Source organism: Streptomyces stelliscabiei (assembly GCF_014873495.1).
GTDB lineage: Bacteria > Actinomycetota > Actinomycetes > Streptomycetales > Streptomycetaceae > Streptomyces > Streptomyces bottropensis.
This window is the reverse complement of the sequence record NZ_JADBGF010000001.1, coordinates 8,847,599-8,868,654: the sequence shown is the minus strand read 5'-3', so window position 1 is coordinate 8,868,654 and position 21,056 is coordinate 8,847,599. Positions and strand designations below refer to the sequence as shown.

Annotated in this window: 19 protein-coding genes; 9 read left to right on the top strand and 10 right to left on the bottom strand. The window is 71.9% G+C overall.

Annotated elements, in window-relative coordinates:
• Position 1: 1 nt before the first annotated feature.
• Genes H4687_RS38990 through H4687_RS38975 form a run of 4 tightly spaced genes read right to left on the bottom strand, consistent with a single transcriptional unit; the run spans position 2 to position 4,365 of the window.
• Positions 2–730, bottom strand: coding sequence for a CDP-alcohol phosphatidyltransferase family protein (locus H4687_RS38990; protein WP_046913555.1), 729 nt, complete (start codon positions 728–730; stop codon positions 2–4).
• Positions 731–758: 28 nt separating this feature from the next.
• The gene (locus tag H4687_RS38985; RefSeq protein WP_046913554.1) at positions 759–1,823 is read right to left on the bottom strand and encodes an iron-containing alcohol dehydrogenase family protein; all 1,065 of its coding nucleotides are present in this window, start codon (positions 1,821–1,823) and stop codon (positions 759–761) included.
• The gene (locus H4687_RS38980) at positions 1,811–2,563 is read right to left on the bottom strand and encodes a phosphocholine cytidylyltransferase family protein (protein ID WP_046913553.1); all 753 of its coding nucleotides are present in this window, start codon (positions 2,561–2,563) and stop codon (positions 1,811–1,813) included. Before H4687_RS38980 ends, H4687_RS38985 begins: the two co-directional genes overlap by 13 nt.
• Positions 2,560–4,365, bottom strand: coding sequence for a DUF5941 domain-containing protein (locus H4687_RS38975; RefSeq protein ID WP_046913552.1), 1,806 nt, complete (start codon positions 4,363–4,365; stop codon positions 2,560–2,562). The genes H4687_RS38980 and H4687_RS38975 overlap by 4 nt, the downstream gene beginning before the upstream one ends.
• A 414-nt stretch (positions 4,366–4,779) precedes the next feature.
• On the opposite strand from H4687_RS38975, the gene galE reads away from it, so the two are divergent.
• The 4 genes from galE to idi all read left to right on the top strand — a co-directional run bounded on the left by galE (position 4,780) and on the right by idi (position 8,084).
• Positions 4,780–5,748 carry a UDP-glucose 4-epimerase GalE gene (galE, locus tag H4687_RS38970; RefSeq protein ID WP_050398332.1) on the top strand — a complete coding sequence of 323 codons (969 nt, stop codon included), beginning with the start codon at positions 4,780–4,782 and terminating at the stop codon, positions 5,746–5,748.
• A 159-nt stretch (positions 5,749–5,907) separates the two neighbouring features.
• Entirely contained in the window at positions 5,908–6,846 is a 939-nt protein-coding gene (locus H4687_RS38965) for a cation diffusion facilitator family transporter (protein WP_046916809.1), read from the top strand.
• A complete protein-coding gene (locus tag H4687_RS38960) occupies positions 6,837–7,364 on the top strand; it encodes a GNAT family N-acetyltransferase (protein ID WP_046916808.1) in 528 nt (175 codons plus the stop codon). The genes H4687_RS38965 and H4687_RS38960 overlap by 10 nt, the downstream gene beginning before the upstream one ends.
• 126 nt (positions 7,365–7,490) lie before the next feature.
• Entirely contained in the window at positions 7,491–8,084 is a 594-nt protein-coding gene (idi, locus tag H4687_RS38955) for an isopentenyl-diphosphate Delta-isomerase (RefSeq protein ID WP_046916810.1), read from the top strand.
• A gap of 42 nt (positions 8,085–8,126) precedes the next feature.
• Here the strand turns inward: idi and H4687_RS38950 are convergent, their stop codons facing one another.
• On the bottom strand, positions 8,127–8,642 hold the full coding sequence (locus H4687_RS38950; protein ID WP_046916807.1) for an ATP-binding protein: 516 nt from the start codon (positions 8,640–8,642) through the stop codon (positions 8,127–8,129).
• 288 nt (positions 8,643–8,930) lie between these two features.
• On the opposite strand from H4687_RS38950, the gene H4687_RS38945 reads away from it, so the two are divergent.
• Complete coding sequence (locus tag H4687_RS38945; RefSeq protein ID WP_046916806.1) at positions 8,931–9,674, top strand: enoyl-CoA hydratase/isomerase family protein; 744 nt, start codon at positions 8,931–8,933, stop codon at positions 9,672–9,674.
• A gap of 17 nt (positions 9,675–9,691) precedes the next feature.
• Here the strand turns inward: H4687_RS38945 and H4687_RS38940 are convergent, their stop codons facing one another.
• Together H4687_RS38940 and H4687_RS38935 are read right to left on the bottom strand one after the other, a co-directional pair.
• On the bottom strand, positions 9,692–10,327 hold the full coding sequence (locus H4687_RS38940) for a DJ-1/PfpI family protein (RefSeq protein ID WP_046916805.1): 636 nt from the start codon (positions 10,325–10,327) through the stop codon (positions 9,692–9,694).
• Positions 10,328–10,401: 74 nt separating this feature from the next.
• Complete coding sequence (locus H4687_RS38935) at positions 10,402–11,361, bottom strand: GlxA family transcriptional regulator (protein ID WP_046916804.1); 960 nt, start codon at positions 11,359–11,361, stop codon at positions 10,402–10,404.
• 124 nt (positions 11,362–11,485) lie between these two features.
• On the opposite strand from H4687_RS38935, the gene H4687_RS38930 reads away from it, so the two are divergent.
• The 3 genes from H4687_RS38930 (at position 11,486) to H4687_RS38925 (ending at position 15,186) form a co-directional block, all read left to right on the top strand.
• Positions 11,486–12,352, top strand: a complete 867-nt coding sequence (locus H4687_RS38930) for an SCO6745 family protein (RefSeq protein ID WP_046916803.1) — start codon at positions 11,486–11,488, stop codon at positions 12,350–12,352.
• 85 nt (positions 12,353–12,437) lie between these two features.
• Positions 12,438–12,581, top strand: coding sequence for an LPFR motif small protein (locus H4687_RS47725; RefSeq protein ID WP_020115189.1), 144 nt, complete (start codon positions 12,438–12,440; stop codon positions 12,579–12,581).
• A gap of 211 nt (positions 12,582–12,792) precedes the next feature.
• Positions 12,793–15,186, top strand: coding sequence for a Tex family protein (locus H4687_RS38925; RefSeq protein WP_097248990.1), 2,394 nt, complete (start codon positions 12,793–12,795; stop codon positions 15,184–15,186).
• Between the two features lie 124 nt (positions 15,187–15,310).
• Here H4687_RS38925 and H4687_RS38920 read toward each other — a convergent pair whose 3' ends face one another.
• Positions 15,311–16,951, bottom strand: a complete 1,641-nt coding sequence (locus H4687_RS38920; RefSeq protein ID WP_046916979.1) for an ABC-F family ATP-binding cassette domain-containing protein — start codon at positions 16,949–16,951, stop codon at positions 15,311–15,313.
• A 75-nt stretch (positions 16,952–17,026) separates the two neighbouring features.
• The gene (locus H4687_RS38915; protein ID WP_046916980.1) at positions 17,027–18,055 is read right to left on the bottom strand and encodes a hypothetical protein; all 1,029 of its coding nucleotides are present in this window, start codon (positions 18,053–18,055) and stop codon (positions 17,027–17,029) included.
• Positions 18,056–18,121: 66 nt separating this feature from the next.
• On the opposite strand from H4687_RS38915, the gene H4687_RS38910 reads away from it, so the two are divergent.
• Complete coding sequence (locus H4687_RS38910; protein WP_046916981.1) at positions 18,122–19,072, top strand: FAD-dependent oxidoreductase; 951 nt, start codon at positions 18,122–18,124, stop codon at positions 19,070–19,072.
• A gap of 207 nt (positions 19,073–19,279) precedes the next feature.
• On the opposite strand, the gene H4687_RS38905 is transcribed toward H4687_RS38910, so the two are convergent.
• Positions 19,280–21,004 carry a BCCT family transporter gene (locus H4687_RS38905; RefSeq protein WP_046916982.1) on the bottom strand — a complete coding sequence of 575 codons (1,725 nt, stop codon included), beginning with the start codon at positions 21,002–21,004 and terminating at the stop codon, positions 19,280–19,282.
• Positions 21,005–21,056: the final 52 nt, after the last annotated feature.

Here is a 21,056-nt window from a genome sequence, read left to right as displayed (position 1 = left end):
CTCACTTCAGCCTGCTGGAGGCCAGGATGGACACCAGGTGCAGCAGGGTCTGCAGCAGCGCGATGCCGGCGAGCACGGCGACGCCGAGCCGGGAGAAGAACAGGTCGCCCCGCATCTGGTCCAGGACCGCGAAGACCAGGATGAGCAGGGAGGCCTCGACGCCGAGGATCAGCCGGTGGAACTTCAGGGCGGCGGCGGCCCTGCGGGCCAGCGCCATGCCGGAGGAGCGAGGCTCGGCGGCCGACTCCTGGACCGGCGGCTTGCCCTGCTGGTGCCGGGCGACCCCGACGAGGTCCGTCTCGGCCTTGATCAGGATGGCGCCCAGCGCGGCGAGCGTGCCGAGGAAGGCCCACAGCCAGTCGATGCGGCCGGTGCCCCACAGGTCGGCGGCGCGCAGGCCGAAGCCGACCAGCACGGCCGCGTCGCAGAGGTAGGCGCCGACCCGGTCCACGTAGATGCCGGCCATCGAGTACTGCTTGCGCCAGCGGGCGATCTCGCCGTCGACGCAGTCGAACAGCAGGTACAGCTGGACCATCAGCACACCGAGGACGGCGCCCGCGATGCCCGGCACCAGCAGGGCCGGGGCGGCGAGGACGCCGAAGACGGTCATCAGGTAGGTCAGCTGGTTGGGCGTGACCCGGGTGTTCACCAGGTGCCGGTCTATCCGCAGCGAGATCTCGCGCATGTAGAGCCGGCCGGCCCAGTGCTCACCGCTCCGCCGGTCCTTCACACCCGGAGGGTGAACGACCGGGCGGAGTTCAGCTACTGATGGCTTTGGCATAGTCGGCGTAGGCGTCCTTGATCTGGTCGGTGCTCAGTTCGAGGTGTTCCAGGATGGTGTAGCGGCCCGGCCGGGTCTGCGGGGCGAACTCCACGACGCGGACGAACTCGTCCACGGTGAAGCCGATCTCGTCCGGGAGGACCGGCAGGCCGTGGTGGCGCAGGACCTCGACCATCTGGCCCGCGACCTCGTGGTTGCCCCGCAGGAACGTGGCGAACGCGCCGCCGAGGCCGCACTGTTCGCCGTGCAGGGCATTGCGCTTGGGGAAGGTCAGGTCGAAGGCGTGGCTGATCTCGTGACAGGCGCCCGAGGCGGGACGGCTGTCGCCGGCCACGGACATGGAGATCCCGCACAGGACGAGCGACTCGGACAACGTCGTCAGGAACTCGTCGTCGCCGACCCCTCCGGGGTGGCGGAGCACGGCCTCGGCGGCCTGGCGGGCCATGGCGGCGGCCAGTCCGTCGACCTTCTCGCCCGTCTCCCGGCTGGACAGTTCCCAGTCGGCCACGGCGGAGATCTTGCAGATCACGTCGCCGATACCGGCGCGCACGAAGCGCACCGGTGCCTCGCGGATGACGTCGAGGTCGATGACGATGCCGATCGGGTTCGGCACACCGTAGGAGCCGCGGCCCGCGTCGTTGTCGAGGGTGGCGACCGGGGAGCACAGACCGTCGTTGGCGAGGTTGGTGGCGACGGCGACCAGCGGCAGGCCCACCCGGGCGGCCGCGTACTTGGCGCAGTCGATGACCTTGCCGCCGCCGAGCCCGACCACGGCGTCGTAGTGACCGCCCTTCTTGATCGAGTCGGCGAGCCGCACCGCTCCGTCGATGGTGCCGTCGGCGTCGCAGAACCAGTCCGCCTCCGGAAAAGCGGGGGCGAACCGGTCGCGCAGCGCCGCGCCGGAGCCGGCGCTGATCGCGAAGGCCAGCCGGCCCGACGGCGCGATGCGCTGGTCCGACAGGATCGTCGCCAGGTCATCGAGCGCGCCGGGACGGATGTCCACGACGACCGGCGAGGGGATGAGCCTCGTCAGTACTGGCACGCGATCTCACGTCCCTTGGCGAGGTCGTCGTGGTTGTCGATCTCGACCCACTTGACGTCACCGATGGGCGCCACGTCGATACGGAAGCCGCGGTTCACGAGCTCCTGGTAGCCGTGCTCGTAGAACTGCTGCGGGTCCGTCTCGAAGACCGTCTTCAGGGCGTCGGCCAGCTCGTCGGCGGCCTCGCCCTCGATGAGGGTGACGCCGATGTACTCACCGGTCGCCTCGGCCGGGTCCATCAGCTTGGTGATCTTCGTCATGCCGCCCTCGGGGCCGACGACGACCTTCATCTCCTCGTCGGCGAGGGACTTCACCGTGTCGAGGGCCAGGATGATCTTCTTGCCGTCGCCGCGGGCGGCCAGCAGGGTCTTCTCGACGGAGACCGGGTGCACGGTGTCGCCGTTGGCGAGGATCACCGAGTGCTTGATGGCGTCACGGCCGCACCACAGGGAGTAGGCGTTGTTCCACTCCTCGGCCTTGTCGTTGTCGATCAGGGTGATCTTGACGCCGTACTTCTGCTCCAGCGCCTCGCGGCGCTCGTAGACGGCCTCCTTGCGGTACCCGACGATGATCGCGACCTCGGTCAGGCCGATCTCGGCGAAGTTGCCGAGCGTCAGGTCGAGAACGGTGAGGCTGTCCTCATTGCCCTCCGGACCGACCGGCACGAGCGCCTTGGGAAGGGTGTCGGTGTAGGGGCGAAGACGCCGTCCGGCGCCGGCCGCCAGCACGAGGCCGATCATGCGGGTTCTCCTTCATCGTGTACGGCGGGTGCGCCTGTCTTATGGGCGGTCACCCAGAAGCGGATGCTCTCGAAGAGCACCAGCAGCGCCACGGTCACGGCGAGAGCCGTGAGCGCGACCTTGAACTCTGTGGGCGCGAGCAGCGCGGCCAGGACGGTGACCAGCAGGGTCCTGCCTTCGTGTCCCCCGATGGCCCGCACCAGCCACCGCGGCGGCGCTCCGGCGTCCCCGCGGATGCGGTACACCGTGTCGTAGTGATGGTAGGCGACCGCGGCCACCAGCCCGAAAGCCGCGGGAAGGGCGCCGTTCACCTCGGCCTTGGCCGCGAGGATCAGGACGGTGCCGTACTCGGCGGCGCGGAAGAGCGGGGGGATCAGCCAGTCGAGGGGGCCCTTGAGGGGGCGGACTACGGCTTCCGCGGACACCAGGGCGTACGCGCCGGCGCAGATGACCACCGCCCGGCCGGGCCCGTCGATCCAGGCCGCGAGCACCACGGCGGCAGCGCCCGCGAGGGCGAACACCGGCGCCAGGGCACGCGGTCCGCCGGGCAGGACACGGGCGAGGAACTCGGCCAGGGGCCCGCTGTCCGCGAGGTCCGCCAGCGCCCGCGCCGCACGGTCCGTCCGCTCGGCCTTGCGCGTCAGGGAGCGCAGGACGCGGCCCGCCGTGGTGTAGGTCGCGGCGAAGGCACAGCCGACGAGCAGCGCGTAGAAGGTGATGCGCGGTGTGGTGACCGCCGTGAGGACGGCGATCATGGCCCAGCGCTCACCGATCGGCAGGACGATCATCCGGCGGATCCACACCGTCCAGCCGACGCTGTCGAGCTTGCCCGAAAGGGCGGCCGTGGGGCTGGTGTTGGCGGTGGCGTCGTGGTTCGCCTCGTTGAAGGAGAAGTCGACGATGTGGCGGCAGCTCTGCAGGACCATCGCGCCGAGCGCGAGGGCCCATACGTCGTCACCGCCGCGGGCGGCGCCGAGGGCGAGGCCCGCGTAGTAGGCGTACTCCTTGGCGCGGTCGAAGGTGGCGTCGAGCCAGGCGCCGAGCGTGGAGTACTGCAGGGAGTAGCGGGCCAACTGGCCGTCGGTGCAGTCGAGGACGAAGGAGAGGATCAGCAGCAGGCCGGCCGCGACGTAGCCGCCGCGGGTGCCGGTGGCCGCGCAGCCCGCCGCGATCAGGGCGGTGATCAGCGAGGCCGTGGTGACCTGGTTCGGGGTCAGGCCCCGGCGGGCGCACCAGCGGGCGAGGTAGCGGGAGTACGGGCTGATGCAGTATGTGGTGAAGAAGCCGTCGCGGGACTTCACCGCGGTGCGCAGGCGTACGGCCTCGTCGTCGACGGCGGCGACCGCCCGGTGGGCCTCGTCGCGGGTCTGCGGGTCGGCGGGGACGGCGGCGACCAGGGTGCCGAGTTCGGGGCGGTACAGGCTGACGCCGTCCGCGTCGAGGGCGGCGACGATCCGGTCGGCGACGCTGTCGACGGCGACGGCGGTGCTGCCGCTCGCGGCGGGGTTCTCGCGGGTCAGCACCCGGGTCAGCGCCTGACGGCCGGCGGCCCGTACGGTCACGGCGCCCGGCAGGGCGGCCGCCTCGAAGCGGGGGTCGGTGAGTCCCAGGCGCAGGGCGTGCACGTGGCCCACGAAGCGGGCGTCGACGATCGCGACCCGCTGGTCCGCGGGCACCGTCGCCAGGAGCCGCGCGGCGTCACCGGCGTCGGAGGCGACCCGTACGTCGAAGCCGAGCGACCGCAGATCGCCCTCCAGCGACGATCCGGGCACCGGCTGACCGGTGAGGATGGCGGTCGACAGAGGAACTCACTCCCTGGGTGCCGACGCGACCGCGCCGGACATGTACGTGGTGGAAGGCGGCCAGGCCCTGGGGGCCGGCGGCGTGTCGGCAGAGGTTATCGGATGAAGGGAAGCAGGCGTTCACCGCCCGTTCACGGCCTGATCGGTCGCACCTGCTCAGGCCGTTGCTCCTCCGCCGCGATCATCATCGGGGATGTGGGGGGTGCGCCACAAACTCCGGTGCGCATATCGGTTCATAGGGGGGTAAGGGGTGGGTGCGGGCCCTGGTGAGGACGGTGATCCGCGTCCGCCGCACAGCGCGCGGGGAACCGTGCGTCGGGCCACGACGAGCTCCGTCCCCGCCGATCCTGCACGCGCTCCCCGGCGAACGGACACAACGCGGCCCCCCCACCCGCCCCCGAATAAGGTGGCCCCATGACATGGCTGATCACAGGCGGGGCGGGCTACATCGGCGCACACGTGGCGAAGGTCATGACCGAGGCCGGCGAACAGGTCGTCGCACTGGACGACCTCTCCGCAGGGGTCCGCGGCCGCCTCCCCGAGCACATCCCGCTGGTCCACGGCTCCGCCCTCGACGGCGACCTCCTCAAGCGCGTCCTGGCCGAGCACGCCGTGACCGGTGTGGTCCACCTCGCCGCCCGCAAGCAGGTGGGCGAGTCCGTCGCCCAGCCCACCCGCTACTACCAGGAGAACGTCGGCGGTCTCGCCGGCCTCCTGGAGGCGGCGGCCGGAGCCGGGGTGGAGCGCTTCGTCTTCTCCTCCTCCGCCGCCGTCTACGGCAACCCGGACGTGGACCTCATCACCGAGGACACCCCGTGCGCCCCGATGAGCCCGTACGGCGAGACCAAGCTCGCCGGGGAATGGCTGGTCCGGGCCGCAGGCCGGGCGCACGGCATGGCCACCGTGTGCCTGCGGTACTTCAACGTGGCGGGGGCCGCCGACGCGGCGCTGGCCGACACGGGCGTCTTCAACGTCGTCCCGATGGTCTTCGACCGCCTCACCCGTGACGAGGCCCCGCGGATCTTCGGCGACGACTACCCGACCCCGGACGGCACCTGCGTGCGGGACTACATCCATGTCGCCGATCTCGCCGACGCGCACCTCGCGGCCGCCCGGCGCCTCGCCGGGGGCGCCACGGGCGACCTGACCGTGAACATCGGCCGCGGCGAGGGCGTTTCGGTCCGCGAACTCATCGACCTGGTGGGCGAGGTGACCGGCGACCGGCGACCCGCGCTCGTCGAGGCGCGCCGTCCCGGCGACGCACCGCGCGCGGTCGCCTCGGCCGCGCGGGCCGAACGGGAGCTCGGCTGGACGGCCCGGCGCGGGGTGCGCGAGATGGTCGAGTCGGCCTGGGAGGGCTGGCGGCTGCATCGCGGCCTCTGACCCGTACCGATCATGGCAACGCTCTGACCTGCGCATCGTTTCCGCAGGTCAGAGCACATGACAACGGTGTTCAGTGCCGCGTTGCCGGATACCCCCCACCCGTAGTTCACTGTGATCCGGAGCCGAACACACGGACGCTTTCGAGAGGCGGGCAACCCCATGGGGGCTGGGCACGATCACGGGCACGCGCATCACGCGCCGACCACGGGTACGGCGGCAGCGGCGTACCGCGGACGGCTGCGCGTCGCACTGTCGATCACGCTCACCGTCATGGCGGTCGAGATCGTCGGCGGCGTGCTCGCCGATTCGCTCGCGCTCATCGCGGACGCGGCCCACATGGCCACGGACGCGGTGGGCCTCGGGATGGCGCTCCTCGCGATCCACTTCGCGAACCGCCCGCCGAGCGGCAACCGCACCTTCGGCTACGCCCGCGCCGAGATACTCGCGGCGCTCGCGAACTGCCTCCTGCTGCTCGGCGTCGGCGGCTACGTCCTGTACGAGGCGATCCAGCGCTTCGTCACACCGGTCGGCACCGAGGGCGGGCTGACCATCGTGTTCGGCGCGATCGGTCTGGTCGCGAACATGATCTCGCTGAGCCTGCTGATGCGCGGCCAGAAGGAGAGCCTGAACGTACGGGGCGCCTTCCTGGAGGTGGCCGCGGACGCGCTCGGCTCGGTGGCGGTGATCATCTCCGCGACGGTCGTCCTGCTCACCGGCTGGCAGGCCGCGGACCCGATCGCCTCGCTGCTCATCGGTCTGATGATCGTCCCCCGGACGGTGAAGCTGCTGCGCGAGACCCTCGACGTCCTGCTGGAGGCGGCCCCGAAGAACGTCGACATGGCCGAGGTACGAGCCCACATACTGGCGCTGCCCGGCGTGGAGGACGTCCACGACCTGCACGCCTGGACGATCACGTCCGGTATGCCGGTGCTCTCCGCCCATGTGGTGGTCGGCTCCGACACGCTGGACTCCATCGGCCACGAGAAGATGCTGCACGACCTCCAGGGCTGCATCGGCGACCACTTCGACGTCGAGCACTGCACCTTCCAGCTGGAGCCGAGCGGCCACGCGGAACACGAGGCGAAACTGTGTCACTGACGACCGGGACGACCCACTGGACGACGCGACCGGAGACGCCGGCCGACCGGGAGGGTGTGTACGCCGTCAACGCCGCCGCCTTCGAGACCGCCGCGGAGGCCAGGCTCGTCGACGCGCTCCGCGAGGACCCCGGGGCCTGGCTGCCGGAGCTGTCCTACGTCGCCGAGGCGCCGGACGGCACGCTCGCGGCCTACGCGCTCATCACGCGCTGCCATGTGGACGAGGTCCCCGCGCTGGCGCTGGCGCCCGTCGCGGTGCTGCCGGACCGGCAGCGGCAGGGAGCGGGTGCGGCCGTCGTCCGCGCGGCACTGGGGGCGGCACGCGCGCGTGAGGAGGGGCTGGTCCTCGTCCTGGGGCATCCGGAGTACTACCCGCGCTTCGGCTTCGTACGTGCGTCCGAGTACGGCATCCGGCCGGGTTTCGACGTGCCGGACGCGGCGATGATGGCGCTGGTGCTGAACGGTTCCGGGCCTGTGGCGCCCGGCACCATCAGGTATCCGGCCGCCTTCGGGGTGTGACGCGCGGGCCGGGGCGTGTCTGCGGGCCGGGGCGGGCGGGTAGGACATGCGGGTTCGCGCGAAGTGCCGGGAGCGGCGGTTTCGTGCGGCAGACTTGAGGCTCGAAGAACGAGGCGAAGGATGGGCATGCCGATCACACCTGCCACCGCGGTGCAGAGTTCGCAGAACGGGACCACGGAAGCGATCCTGCTGGAGCTGGTCGACGAGGACGGCACCACGATCGGCACCGCGGAGAAGCTGGCCGCTCATCAACCGCCCGGTCAACTGCACCGGGCCTTCTCCGTGTTCCTGTTCGACGAGCGCGGGCGGCTGCTGCTCCAGCAGCGGGCCCTCGGCAAGTACCACTCCCCCGGCGTCTGGTCGAACACCTGCTGCGGGCACCCCTACCCGGGCGAGTCCCCCTTCGCGGCGGCCGCGCGGCGGACGCACGAGGAGCTGGGGGTCTCCCCGGCGCTGCTCGGCGAGGCGGGCACGGTCCGCTACCACCACCCGGACCCGGACTCGGGTCTGGTGGAACAGGAGTTCAACCATCTGTTCGTCGGTCTGCTGCGGACCCCGCTGCGGCCGGACCCGGAGGAGGTCGGGGCCACCGCGTTCGTGACCCCGGACGAGCTGGCGGAGCGGCACGCCAAGGACACCTTCTCGGCCTGGTTCATGACGGTGCTGGACGCGGCCCGGCCGGCGGTCAGGGAGCTGACGGGTCCGGCCGCGGGCTGGTGACGGCCCCGGGTCGGTGGACCCGATCCGCGGACGGGTGATCATTCACCCCTGGATCAGGTGTGCGGGTCTGAGGGGCAGGGCGGCCCAGATCACCTTGCCGCCGCTCGCGGTGTGCTCGACGTCGCAGATGCCGCCCGCCTCCAGCGTGATCTCGCGCACCAGGAGCAGACCGCGGCCGCCGAGGCGGCCGTGGTCGGTCTCCAGGGCGGTCGGGCGGTAGGGGTGGTTGTCCTCCACGGAGACCCGCACCCACTCCGCTCCGACGGCGACCTCGACGGCCAGCGTGGGCGACAGGAGCGCCGCGTGTTTGACGGCGTTCGTCACCAGCTCGGAGACGATCAGCAGAAGTCCTTGGACGAGGTCGTCCGAGATCGGCACGCCCTGACGGGCGAGCAGGTCCCGGACGGCGCGCCGCGCCTGCGGCACCGAGGCGTCGACGGCGGCAGCGGTGAACCGCCAGACCCCCTCGTAGGGCAGTGGCTCCGGCGGCCCCGGGTCCTCGGAACCGTGCCCCCCGCCTTCAGGGCGTGGGTCGCTCCCGCGCCCTTGGTCGTCCATCGTCCGGTCGCCACCCTTGCGCTCGATTGTCACCACATGTCGAGTGTTGGTAACGGAGTGCCGAGCACGGAGGACTGAACAGAAGTCAGCGCGTATCGACGACTTTCGGATGGTTCGCGAGCGACTGAGTAAGTCGTGCGACTGCCTTTGTTCGGTGCTTGTCCCTTTCGGAACTATTCGGGTTGTACGGGTTTGACGCCGAGCCGGTGGAGCACCGACCGGAGCGCCCGCCGGGCCCGGCACGGGGCCCCGCTCGTACGCGCGCGGGGGGTGGCTAGCATCCGGTGCATGGAGCCTCAGCTGCTGGAATCCGTCGCCGACGGGGTCGCGACCGTCGTCGTCCACCACCCGGCCAAGCGCAACGCCATGACGGCCGGGATGTGGCGGGCGCTGCCGCCGCTGCTCGACCGGCTGGGCGCCGACCCCGGCGTACGGGCCCTGGTGCTCACCGGGGAGGGCGACACGTTCTGCGCGGGCGCCGACATCTCCACGCTGCGGGAGGCCCCGGGCGAGGCCCAGGAGCTGGCGGGTCGTGCCGAGGAGGCCCTCGCCGCCTTCGCCAAGCCGACCCTCGCGGCGATCCGGGGCCACTGCGTGGGCGGCGGCTCGCAGCTGGCGGCGGCCTGCGATCTGCGGTTCGCGGAGGAGGGAGCGCTGTTCGGGATCACTCCGGCGAAACTGGGGCTCGTCTACCCGGCCTCCTCCACGCGGCGGCTGGTGTCGCTGGTCGGCCCGGGCACCGCCAAGTACCTGCTGTTCTCGGGTGAGTTGATCGACGCGGAGCGCGCACTGCGCACGGGGCTGGTGGACGAGGTGCTGCGCGTGGGCGAACTCGCCGGGCGGGTCGCGGAGTTCACCCGGGTGCTGGTCTCGCGCTCCCGGCTGACGCAGGCGGCGGCCAAGGAGTTCGCGAACGGCCGCACCGACCGCGACGCCCACTGGGCCGAGCAGGCACGTGGCAGCGCCGACGCCGCGGAGGGCGTCGCCGCGTTCCTGGAGCGCCGGCGGCCCCGGTTCACCTGGACGCTCTGAGGGGCGGCCGGCACCGGTCACATCAGGGCGAAGCGGCTGTTGGTGCGGAACTCCTCCACCAGGTGGGCGGGAGCCTTGTGCGGGGCGCCGGCGTCGTAGGGCGGCTGCGGGTCGTACTCGGTCATCAGCTGGACGGCCTGGGCGTGTTCGTCGCCCGCGATCCGGCCCACCAGGGTCAGGCCCATGTCGATGCCGGAGGAGACCCCGGCCGCGGTGACGTACTTGCCGTCGATCACGACCCGCTCCCCCGTGGGCTCGGCGCCGTACCGCTCGAGGAAGTCCAGCGCCAGCCAGTGCGAGGTGGCCCGGCGGCCTTCGAGGAGACCGGCGCCGGCCAGCAGGAGGGAGCCGGTGCACACGGAGGTCGTCCAGGCGCTGGTGCGGTCGGCCGTGCGCAGCCACGCGAAGAGGGTCTCGTTCTCCATCTGGGCGAACTGGCCGGGGCCGCCGGGCACCACGACGATGTCCGGACTCGGGACCTCGGCGAGGGTCCTGTCGGCCGTGAGCGCGAGGGCGCCGGTGTCGGAGCGGACCGGGCCCCTCTCCTCGGCGACGAAGACGAGTTCGGCGTCGGGGAGACGGCCGAGGGTCTCGTAGGGGCCCACCGCGTCGAGGGCGGTGAAGCGGTCGAAGAGGACGATGGCGATCTGCATGGGATCCCTTTCGCTTCGGTTCAGGGTCTCGATGTCGGCTTGGGCGCAGGTCGGGGGCCCGATGCCGGCTTCGTTCAGTGCGTGGGAGCCGGGGCCGGGCGGAAGCGGCGGCGGTACTCCGCCGGGGAGGTGCCGAGGGCCTTCACGAAGGCGCGGCGCATGGCCTCGGCGGTGCCGTAGCCGCAGGTGCGGGAGATCTCCTCGACGCCGTCGGCGGTGTCCTCCAGGAGGCGGCGCGCGTGTTCGAGGCGGACGCGGTCCACGTATCGGCCCGGGGTCATGCCCGTCTCGGCCCGGAAGGCGCGGGCGAAGTGGCGGGGTGAGAGCCGGGCGCGGGCGGCCAGGCGCTCGACCCCCAGGTCGGCTCCGGGATGCTCGGTGATCCACTGCTGGACCTCGCGGAGCGGCTCCCGCCGGGCCGTCTGGGCGGCGAGCTGGGCGCTGAACTGGGCCTGGTTTCCCGGTCTGCGGAGGAAGACGACGAGGTGGCGGGCGATGGCGAGGGCGGCGTCGCGGCCGATGTCCTCCTCGACGAGCGCGAGGGCCAGGTCGATGCCGGAGGTGACACCGGCGGAGGTGGCGATGTGACCGTCGCGGACGAAGATGGGGTCGGGGTCGACCTCGATCGCCGGGTGGTGGCGGGCCAGGGTGTCGCAGTACGCCCAGTGGGTGGTGGCCCGGCGGCCGTCCAGGAGACCCGCCTCGGCGAGCAGGATCGCGCCGGTGCAGACCGAGACCAGGCGCTTCGCGCGCGGGCCGTGCTCACGCAGCCAGGCGACGGTCTCGGGGGCGGGGCTGCGGGTGCCCTGCCCTCCGGGGACCAGCAGGGTGTGCGGGGCGGGTGCGGCGGCGAGGGAGTGGTCAGGGACGAGGGTGAGGCCGCTGGAGGTGCGCACGGGCGTGCCGTCCAGGGAGGCCGTGCCGATGCGGTACGTCCCCGGTGTGTGCTGTTCCGCACCGGCGAAGACCTCCAGCGGGCCCGTGACGTCGAGGCTCTGCACGCCGTCGAAGAGGACGACCAGGACAGTTCGCATGTCATCGATTCTTGGGCGGGCGGGGCATGGCCGCAATGACGAGCACCCCACCTTTCCTGCCATGGACGACATGGGAGCCGGCCAACTCCGCCCCCACCTACCAACCGGTCGGTAACATGCCGCCATGACCTCCTCTCTGCCGGACCGCGCCGGGCGGCGCTGCCATGGATTCCTCAACCCCTTCCACTCCGCGCACTACTTCTCGCCGGACCTCGGCCGGGAGCTGGCCGCCCTGAGGGTGAAGCACCCGCAGGCGGCGTACTTCGCGGTGCGGGCCGCGGCCATGGGCCCGGTCGGCGCGGGAGTGGTGACGGCGACGTTCTTCAACTTCCGTCATGAGCTGGTCGCGGAGCACGTGCCCGCCGTGTGGGAGACCGCCGCGCCCCCGGCGGTGCTGGCGGCCCGTGAACGCGCCGTCGACGCCACGCTGCGGCGGCTGCTCGGTGAGGAGCTGATCGCCTCCGAGGAGGTGGCCGAGGCGGCGCGGCTGGCCCTCCGCGCCACCGAGGCGTGCACGAGGACCGCGCGCCCCCTGTATGCCGCGCACGCTGATCTCCCCGTACCCGAGCGCCCCCACCTCGCGCTCTGGCACGCGGCCACGCTGCTGCGCGAGCACCGGGGCGACGGGCATCTCGCGGTGCTCCTCGACGCCGGTCTGGACCCGGTGGAGGCGCTGGCCAGCCACACGGCGACCGGCAAGGGCATGTCCCCGAAGTGGGCCGCCGGCACACGCGGCTGGAGCCGGGACGAGTGGGACGCCGCGCTCACCCGGCTCCGGGAGCGCGGGCTGACCGACGGCGACGGCGAGCTGACGGAGGCGGGGGTGGCCCTGCGCCGGGAGATCGAGGACGCCACGGACCGGCTCGACCTGGCGCCGTACGAGCATCTGGGCGCGGCCGGGGTGGAGCGGCTCACCGAGCTGATGAGCACACTGGTGACGACCATGCTCGCCGCGGGGGCGTTCCCGGCGGGGATGACCGGCAAGGGCTGATCCGAACGGTCCAGGCATGAACGACGGCGGGCGCGGTACTCGATCAGTCCTGGCCCAGCCAGCCGGGAAACGAAAGGGGAAGTACGTGTTCCGTGCCATCGCAGACGTGTTGCGACAGATCGGTGGGGCCATCGCGACGGTGGTCACGCTGCCGTTCCGGGCCGTGGCCCGGCTCTTCGGCGGCGCGTCGAGTTCGACGCGCGGCGGCGGGCGGGCCCGTCGGGCCTGAGACGGCCGAGTGGACCTCGGGAGCCGGACGCGAGTGACGCGTCCGGCTCCCCGTCCGTCCGGACCGTCCCTTCCGGCCATGTCCTGTCCGGTCCGGGTCCGGGTCCGGTCCGCCCGTCCCGGTCCGACGAGTCTCACGGCCTGAGCCCCCGCTGTCGGTGCCACCTGCCACAATTGCCGCGCAACCCCAGTGGAGAAGGCGGTACGGGAACGTGACGACACCCCTCGTAGGGTCCATCGAAGGCAGGATCGCCGAGGAGCTCGGCGTACGGGAGCGGCAGGTCAGAGCCGCGGTGGAGCTGCTCGACGGCGGTTCGACCGTGCCCTTCATCGCCCGCTACCGCAAGGAAGCGACGGAGATGCTCGACGACGCGCAGCTACGCACGCTGGAGGAGCGGCTGCGCTATCTGCGGGAGCTGGAGGAGCGGCGGACGGCGATCCTCGACTCGGTGCGCGAGCAGGGCAAGCTGACGCCGGAGGTCGAGGCGCAGATCCGTGCCGCGGAGACCAAGGCACGGCTGGAGGACATCTACCTCCCCTTCAAGCCCAAGCGGCGCACGAAGGCGCAGATCGCCCGGGAGGCGGGCCTCGAACCGCTGGCCGAGGGGCTGCTCGGCGACCCGACGATCGAGCCTTTGGCCGCCGCCGCGGCGTTCGTGGACGCCGACAAGGGCGTCGCCGATCCGCAGGCCGCGCTGGACGGCGCGCGGGCGATCCTCACCGAGCGGTTCTCGGAGGACGCCGACCTGATCGGCGAACTGCGCGAACGCATGTGGGTACGGGGGCGGCTGGCCGCCAAGGTGAAGGACGGCAAGGAGGAGGCGGGCGCCAAGTTCGCCGACTACTTCGACTTCGCGGAGCCGTTCACCGATCTGCCCTCCCACCGCATCCTGGCGATGCTGCGCGGTGAGAAGGAGGACGTCCTCGATCTCGTCCTGGAGCCGGAGGAGCCCTCCGAGCAGCCCGGTCCCTCGTCCTACGAGGGGATCGTCGCCCACCGTTTCCAGATCGCCGACCGCGGGCGCCCCGGCGACAAGTGGCTGACGGACACCGTCCGTTGGGCCTGGCGGACCCGGATCCTCGTCCACCTCGGCATCGATCTGCGACTGCGGCTGCGGACGGCCGCCGAGGACGAGGCGGTGAACGTGTTCGCGGCGAACCTGCGCGACCTGCTCCTCGCCGCCCCCGCCGGCACCCGCGCGACGCTCGGCCTCGACCCCGGTTTCCGTACGGGCGTGAAGGTCGCCGTGGTGGACGCGACCGGCAAGGTCGTGGCGACCGACGTGATCTACCCGCACGTCCCGGCCAACAAGTGGGACGAGGCCATCGCGAAGCTGGCGCGGCTCGCCAAGGAGCACGCGGTCGACCTGATCGCGATCGGCAACGGCACGGCCTCCCGCGAGACCGACAAGCTCGCCGGTGAACTGATCACCAAGCACCCGGAGTTGAAGCTCACCAAGGTGATGGTGTCCGAGGCCGGCGCGTCCGTGTACTCGGCGTCGGCGTTCGCCTCTCAGGAGCTGCCGGGCATGGACGTCTCGCTGCGTGGCGCCGTGTCCATCGCGCGCCGCCTCCAGGACCCCCTGGCCGAGCTGGTGAAGATCGACCCGAAGTCCATCGGTGTCGGGCAGTACCAGCACGACCTGTCCGAGGTGAAGCTGTCGCGTTCGCTGGACGCGGTGGTGGAGGACTGTGTGAACGGCGTGGGTGTGGACGTGAACACCGCCTCCGCGCCGCTCCTCGCGCGCGTGTCCGGCATCTCCTCCGGCCTCGCCGAGAACATCGTGGCCCACCGCGACGCCAACGGCCCCTTCACGTCGCGTTCCCAGCTGAAGGGCGTGGCGCGGCTCGGTCCGAAGGCGTACGAGCAGTGCGCGGGGTTCCTGCGGATCCGGGGCGGCGACGACCCGCTGGACGCGTCCAGCGTGCACCCGGAGGCGTACCCCGTCGTACGGCGGATGGTGAAGACGGCCGGGCAGGAGGTGGCGGCGCTCATCGGCAACACGGGGGTGCTGCGGTCGCTCAGGCCCGCGGACTTCGTGGACGAGACCTTCGGTCTGCCGACCGTGTCGGACATCCTGAAGGAGCTGGAGAAGCCGGGGCGTGACCCCCGGCCGGCCTTCAAGACGGCCACCTTCAAGGAGGGCGTGGAGAAGATCTCCGACCTGGTGTCCGGGATGGTGCTGGAGGGGGTCGTGACGAACGTGGCGGCCTTCGGGGCGTTCATCGACGTCGGTGTCCACCAGGACGGTCTGGCACACGTCTCCGCGCTGTCCAAGACGTTCGTGAAGGATCCGCGGGATGTGGTGAAGCCCGGGGACATCGTGAAGGTGAAGGTGCTCGACGTCGACATTCCGCGGAAGCGGATCTCCTTGACGTTGCGGCTGGACGACGAGGCGGCGGCCAAGGGGCAGGGCGGCTCGGGGCAGTCGGGTGGGGGGTCTCGGCCTCAGCGCGGGGGGCGTGGATCCCAGCCGCCTCGGCAGCAGGGGCGTGGGGGTGGGGGCGGTGGGTCCCGGCAGGGGGCTGGGGCTCCGGCGCCCTCCAACAGTGCGATGGCTGATGCGTTGCGGCGGGCGGGGTTGGTGGACAAGAAGCGGCGGTGAGTGTGGCGGCGGGGGTTCGCCCCCGCCGCCCCTACCCGTCCCTCCCTCACTCTCGGCTTCGCTCGAGCGGGAGGTGCCCCCACCCAGGGGCTGCGCCCCTTCGACCCCCAGCCGAGATTCGCCCTCAGCCCTCCGTCACCTTGCCTGCCTCCACGCTCAGGCGGCGAGTCACGTGGACCGCGTCCAGCATGCGGCGGTCGTGGGTGACCAGGAGGAGCGTGCCCTCGTAGGAGTCGAGGGCGGACTCCAGTTGTTCGATGGCGGGGAGGTCCAGGTGGTTGGTGGGCTCGTCGAGGATCAGGAGGTTGACGCCTCGGCCCTGGAGGAGCGCGAGGGCCGCACGGGTGCGTTCGCCCGGGGAGAGGGTGACCGCCGGGCGTAGGACGTGGGCCGCCTTGAGGCCGAACTTGGCGAGAAGGGTGCGGACTTCGGCGGGTTCCGTGTCCGGGACGGCCGCGGCGAAGGCGTCGAGCAGGGACTCGGGGCCGTGGAAGAGCCCCCGCGCCTGGTCGACCTCGCCGACCAGGACGCCCGAGCCGAGGGCGGCGTGTCCCGAGTCCAGCGGGACGCGGCCGAGCAGCGCGCCCAGCAGCGTCGACTTGCCGGCGCCGTTCGCGCCCGTGATGGCGATGCGGTCGGCCCAGTCGATCTGCAACGACACGGGTCCGAACGCGAAGTCGCCGCGCCGCACCTCGGCGTCGCGCAGGGTGGCGACGACGGCACCGGAACGCGGGGCCGCCGCGATCTCCATGCGCAGCTCCCACTCCTTGCGCGGCTCCTCGACGACGTCCAGCCGTTCGATCATGCGCTGGGTCTGCCGGGCCTTGGCGGCCTGCTTCTCGCTCGCCTCGCTGCGGAACTTGCGGCCGATCTTGTCATTGTCGTTGTTCGCCTTGCGCCGCGCGTTCTTCACGCCCTTGTCCATCCAGGAGCGCTGCATCTGGGCGCGGTCCTGGAGGGCCGCCTTCTTGTCGGCGTACTCCTCGAAGTCGTCGCGGGCGTGCCGGCGGGCCGTGTCCCGCTCCTCCAGATAGGCCTCGTAGCCGCCGCCGTAGAGGTTGATCTGATTCTGGGCGAGGTCGAGTTCGAGGACCTTGGTGACCGTGCGGGTGAGGAACTCGCGGTCGTGGCTGACGACCACCGTGCCCGCGCGCAGGCCGGAGACGAAGCGTTCGAGCCGTTCCAGGCCGTCGAGGTCCAGGTCGTTGGTGGGCTCGTCGAGGAGGAAGACGTCGTAGCGGGAGAGGAGGAGCGAGGCGAGTCCGGCGCGGGCGGCCTGGCCGCCGGAGAGGCCGGTCATCGGCTGGTCCAGGTCGACGCCGAGGCCGAGGGAGGCGGTGACCTCCTCCGCACGCTCGTCCAGGTCGGCGCCGCCCAGGTCGAGCCAGCGCTCCAGGCTCACCGAGTACGCGTCGTCGGCGCCGGGCGCGCCGTCCACCAGGGCCTGGGTGGCCTCGTCCATCACGCGCTGGGCCTCGGCCACGCCCGTGCGCCGGGCGAGGAACTGCCGGACGCTCTCGCCCTCCCGGCGCTCCGGCTCCTGCGGCAGGTGGCCGACGGTCGCCGTGGGCGGGGACAGCCGCAGCTCGCCCTCCTCCGGCGGGAGCAGACCGGCGAGCAGCCTGAGCAGCGTGGACTTGCCCGCGCCATTGGCGCCGACCAGCCCGATCACATCGCCGGGGGCGACGACGAGGTCGAGCCCGGAGAAGAGGGAGCGGTCGCCGTGGCCGGCGGCGAGGTTCTTGACGACGAGGGTGGCGGTCACAGGGGGCGATCCTAACGACAGGAGGACGGGACCTCCCAGCCGCGTCGGGTGCCGGCTCCCGCCCGCCCTGCGAACTCACGCCGCCATCGGCTCCACCAGGACCGTTCCCGAGGTGCGGGCCACGATGAACGACTCTCCCCTCACCGCCTTGGGGTCCAGGCCGATGCGGTGCCGGCCGGCCGGGAGGATGCCGTCGAAGAAGCGGTAGGTGTGGGGGCGGTACAGCCGGTCGAGGCGGTAGGCGGTCAGCTCCACACGGCAGGTGGAGGTGATCTCGATGCCGGCCTGTCCCCCGGCGGCGACGAGACGGGTCAGGCGGCGCTGCCGTGCCGGGCTGCGGTCGAGGGCGTGTTCGATCTGCGCGACGAGCAGCGGGATGATCGGGGCGAGCCCGTCGACGTAGGCGACCTTGACCCCCGCGCGGTCGAAGGCCAGACGCACGGCGGCACGGTCCGCCTCGCCGACGGCCCGGCCGAAGACCACGGCACCGTAGGTCCGCAGTTCGTCCTCGGGCACACCGGTGGCGTCGTGCGCTATGTCGGTGCCGATGCCGATGGCACGCAGGGCGGCGGCGAGTCTGGCGAGGACGGCGACCCGGGCACCGATGAGGAGGACCCGGCGGCGGACCGACGGCTCGGCGGCGGACTCCGACAGCAGGGACTGCAACGCGCCGCGGTACTCGGGGCCGCGGAAGCGGAACGGGCCGATGCCCGTGTAGCCGTTCAGCTTGAGGTCGGCCTCCTCCTCCGTCTGCCAGGCGAAGTCCCGCCACACGAAGTCCTCGCCGGCCCGCTCGATGACCGCGGTCACCGCTCCGCAGGCGAGGTCGGCGCATTCGGGGCAGCCGTAGATGATGTAACGGCCCCGCGTCAGGGGGGCCTCGGCTTCCAGGAGCAGGCTGCGCACCTGGGCGGTGAAGATCGAGGGCGGGACGTCGGAGGCGAGTGGGGAGACGGCATCGAGGTCGGAGAGCTGGTACAGCAGCGGGCGTCCGTCGACGATGAAGTCCACGAAGTCCCGGTGCACCTGGTAGTCACCGTTGGCGAGGACGCCACCGGCTCGCATCGCCGGTGCCAGGCCGAAGGTCGCGTACTCGGCAGACATGGTGTGAGTATCCCCACAAAGGCAGACTTGTGCGCACGGTCCGCCACATTCCGTTAACGTCCCTGCGTGACCAAGGAATCGAACAGTGATGTGATCGTGGTCGGTGGCGGAGTCGTCGGTCTCACGACGGCCGTCGTGCTGGCGGAGGGCGGCAGGCGGGTCCGGATCTGGACACGGGAGCCCGCGGAGCTGACGACGTCCGCCGTCGCGGGCGGACTGTGGTGGCCGTATCGGATCGAGCCGGAGGAACTCGTCGGCGCGTGGGCGCTCGTCACCCTGGCCGTGTACGAGGAGCTGACGGCCCGGTCCGGCGAGACGGGCGTACGCATGGTCGAGGGCGTACACGGCGAGACCGAACTGGACGGACTGGGTGCGTGGGCCTCCCGGGTGCGCGGGCTGCGGGTGGCGACGGCCGGTGAGTACGCGGGCGTCGGCCTCTGGGCGCGGCTGCCGTTGATCGACATGCCGGTCCATCTGCGGTGGCTGCGCGAGCGGTTCGCCGCGGCGGGCGGGGTGGTGGAGGAGCGTACGGTCACGGATCTCGCGGCGGTCGACGCGCCGGTCGTCGTCAACTGCACGGGGCTGGGGGCGCGGCAGCTGGTGCCGGACCCCTCCGTACGGCCGGTGCGGGGGCAGTTGGTCGTCGTGGAGAACCCCGGGGTCACCACCTGGCTCACCTCGGTGGATCACGGCGGGTCCGAGAGCACGTACTTCATCCCTCAGCCGGGCGGTCTGATCCTGGGCGGCACGGCGGAGGAGGACGCCTGGTCCCTGACGCCGGATCCGGTGATCGCGCGGGAGATCGTGCGGCGGTGTGCGGCGATCAGGCCCGAGATCGAGGGAGCCCGGGTCATCGAGCACCGGGTGGGGCTGCGGCCCGCGCGGCCCGCCGTGCGGTTGGAGCGCGAGGTCCTGCCGGGCGGGCGGGTGTTGGTGCACAACTACGGTCACGGCGGGGCGGGGGTCACGGTGGCGTGGGGCTGCGCGAGGGAGGCTGCACGGCTCGCCTCCGGGTGACGGGCGGAGGCGCCGGGGGGCGCGTGCGAGTGCCAGGCCAGTGCGCGTGCCCGTGAGCGTGCGCGTGCCCGTGAGCGTGCGCGTGCCCGTGAGCGTGCGCGTGCCCGTGAGCGTGCCCGTGCGAGTGCGAGTGCGAGTGCGAGGCGCAACGTGGGCGGCCGCGATGTGTCGCGGCCGCCCGCCCACTCCCCCGCGCCCCTGCCCCTCTCACTCCGCGCGGTGGCCGATCGGGTCGCCCTCGATCTCCGTGCCCTGGCCGGGGCCGACCCTGATCTCGAACTCGCCGTCGTAGCGCTTGTGGCCCTCGATGACGGCGAGTTCGACCGCCTCGGAGGCCATCTCCTCGCGGACGATCACCGAGTCGCGGCGCAGGTCGCGCATGAGCGCGACGCACATGCCGATCATGACGATGACGAATGGCGCGGCGGCCAGGATCGTCAGGTTCTGCAGGCCCGTGAGGGCGTCGCCCTGTCCACTGCCGACCAGGAGCATGATCGCGGCGACGGCCCCGGTGACGACGCCCCAGAAGACGACGACGAAGCGGCCGGGTTCGAGCGCGCCGCGCTGGGAGAGCGTGCCCATGACGATGGAGGCGGCGTCGGCGCCGGAGACGAAGAAGATGCCGACGAGGATCATCACGAGCAGGCTGGAGACCGTGGCGATGGGGAACTCGTGGAGGACGGCGAAGAGCTGGCCCTCCGGGGTGGCCTCCTCACCGAGCCGGCCCTGCTCCTGCAGCTTCATCGCCGTACCGCCGAAGACGGCGAACCAGACGAGGCTGACCGAGCTGGGGACGAGGATGACGCCGCCGATGAACTGGCGGATGGTGCGGCCGCGGCTGATGCGAGCGATGAACATGCCGACGAAGGGCGTCCAGGAGATCCACCACGCCCAGTAGAAGACGGTCCAGCTGCCGAGCCAGTCGGCCACGCCCTGCCCGCCGGAGGCCTCGGTGCGGCCCGCGAGCTGGGGCAGGTCGCCGAGGTAGGAGAAGGCCGAGGTGGGCAGCAGGTCGAGGATGAGGATGGTCGGGCCGGCGACGAAGACGAAGACCGCCAGCAGCAGGGCCAGCACCATGTTGATGTTGGACAGCCACTGGATGCCCTTCTCGACACCGGACACGGCGGAGGCGACGAAGGCCAGGGTCAGGACCGCGATGATGCCGACGAGCAGGCCGGTGCTCACCTTGCCCATCCAGCCCAGCTCGGTGACACCGGAGCCGATCTGGAGGGCGCCGAGGCCGAGGGAGGCCGCCGAGCCGAAGATCGTGGCGACGATCGCGAGGATGTCGATGACTCGGCCGGTGGTGCCGTTGGCGTGCTTCTCGCCGAGCAGCGGGGTGAAGACGGCGCTGATGGTCTGGCGGCGCCGCTTGCGGAAGGTGCTGTAGGCGATGGCCAGGCCGACCACCGCGTAGATCGCCCAGGGGTGCAGCGTCCAGTGGAAGAGGGTGGTCGCCATCGCCGTTTCCATGCGCTCGCCGGAACCCTCGGGGTTCGTGCCCGGCGGGGGCGCGGTGTAGTGGGCGAGGGGTTCGCTCACGCCGTAGAACATCAGGCCGATGCCCATGCCGGCGCTGAACATCATGGCGACCCAGGAGACCGTGCGGAACTCGGGCTTCTCGCCCTCGACCCCCAGGTGGATGCGGCCGTAGCGGCTGACCGCGAGCCACAGGGCGAAGATGACGAAGCAGGAGGCGGCCAGCATGAACGCCCAGCCACCGTTGTGGATCAGGCCGCTCAGCATCTTGCCGGAGGCGGTTTCGAGCGAGTCGGTCCAGATGGCGCCCCAGAGGACGAAGGCCAGGGTGAGTACCGCCGTCACGCCGAACACGACGCGGTCCGTCCGGGGCCGCCCGCCGCCGGAGAGGCCCGCTTCCGAGCCGGGAAGCGCGCCTCCCCCGTGGTGGGAGGTGTGTTGGTCGTGCGTCACAGGTGGAACCTTTCAAGAGTGGCTGGAACTGACCCTCTCCTGCCCAGGAACG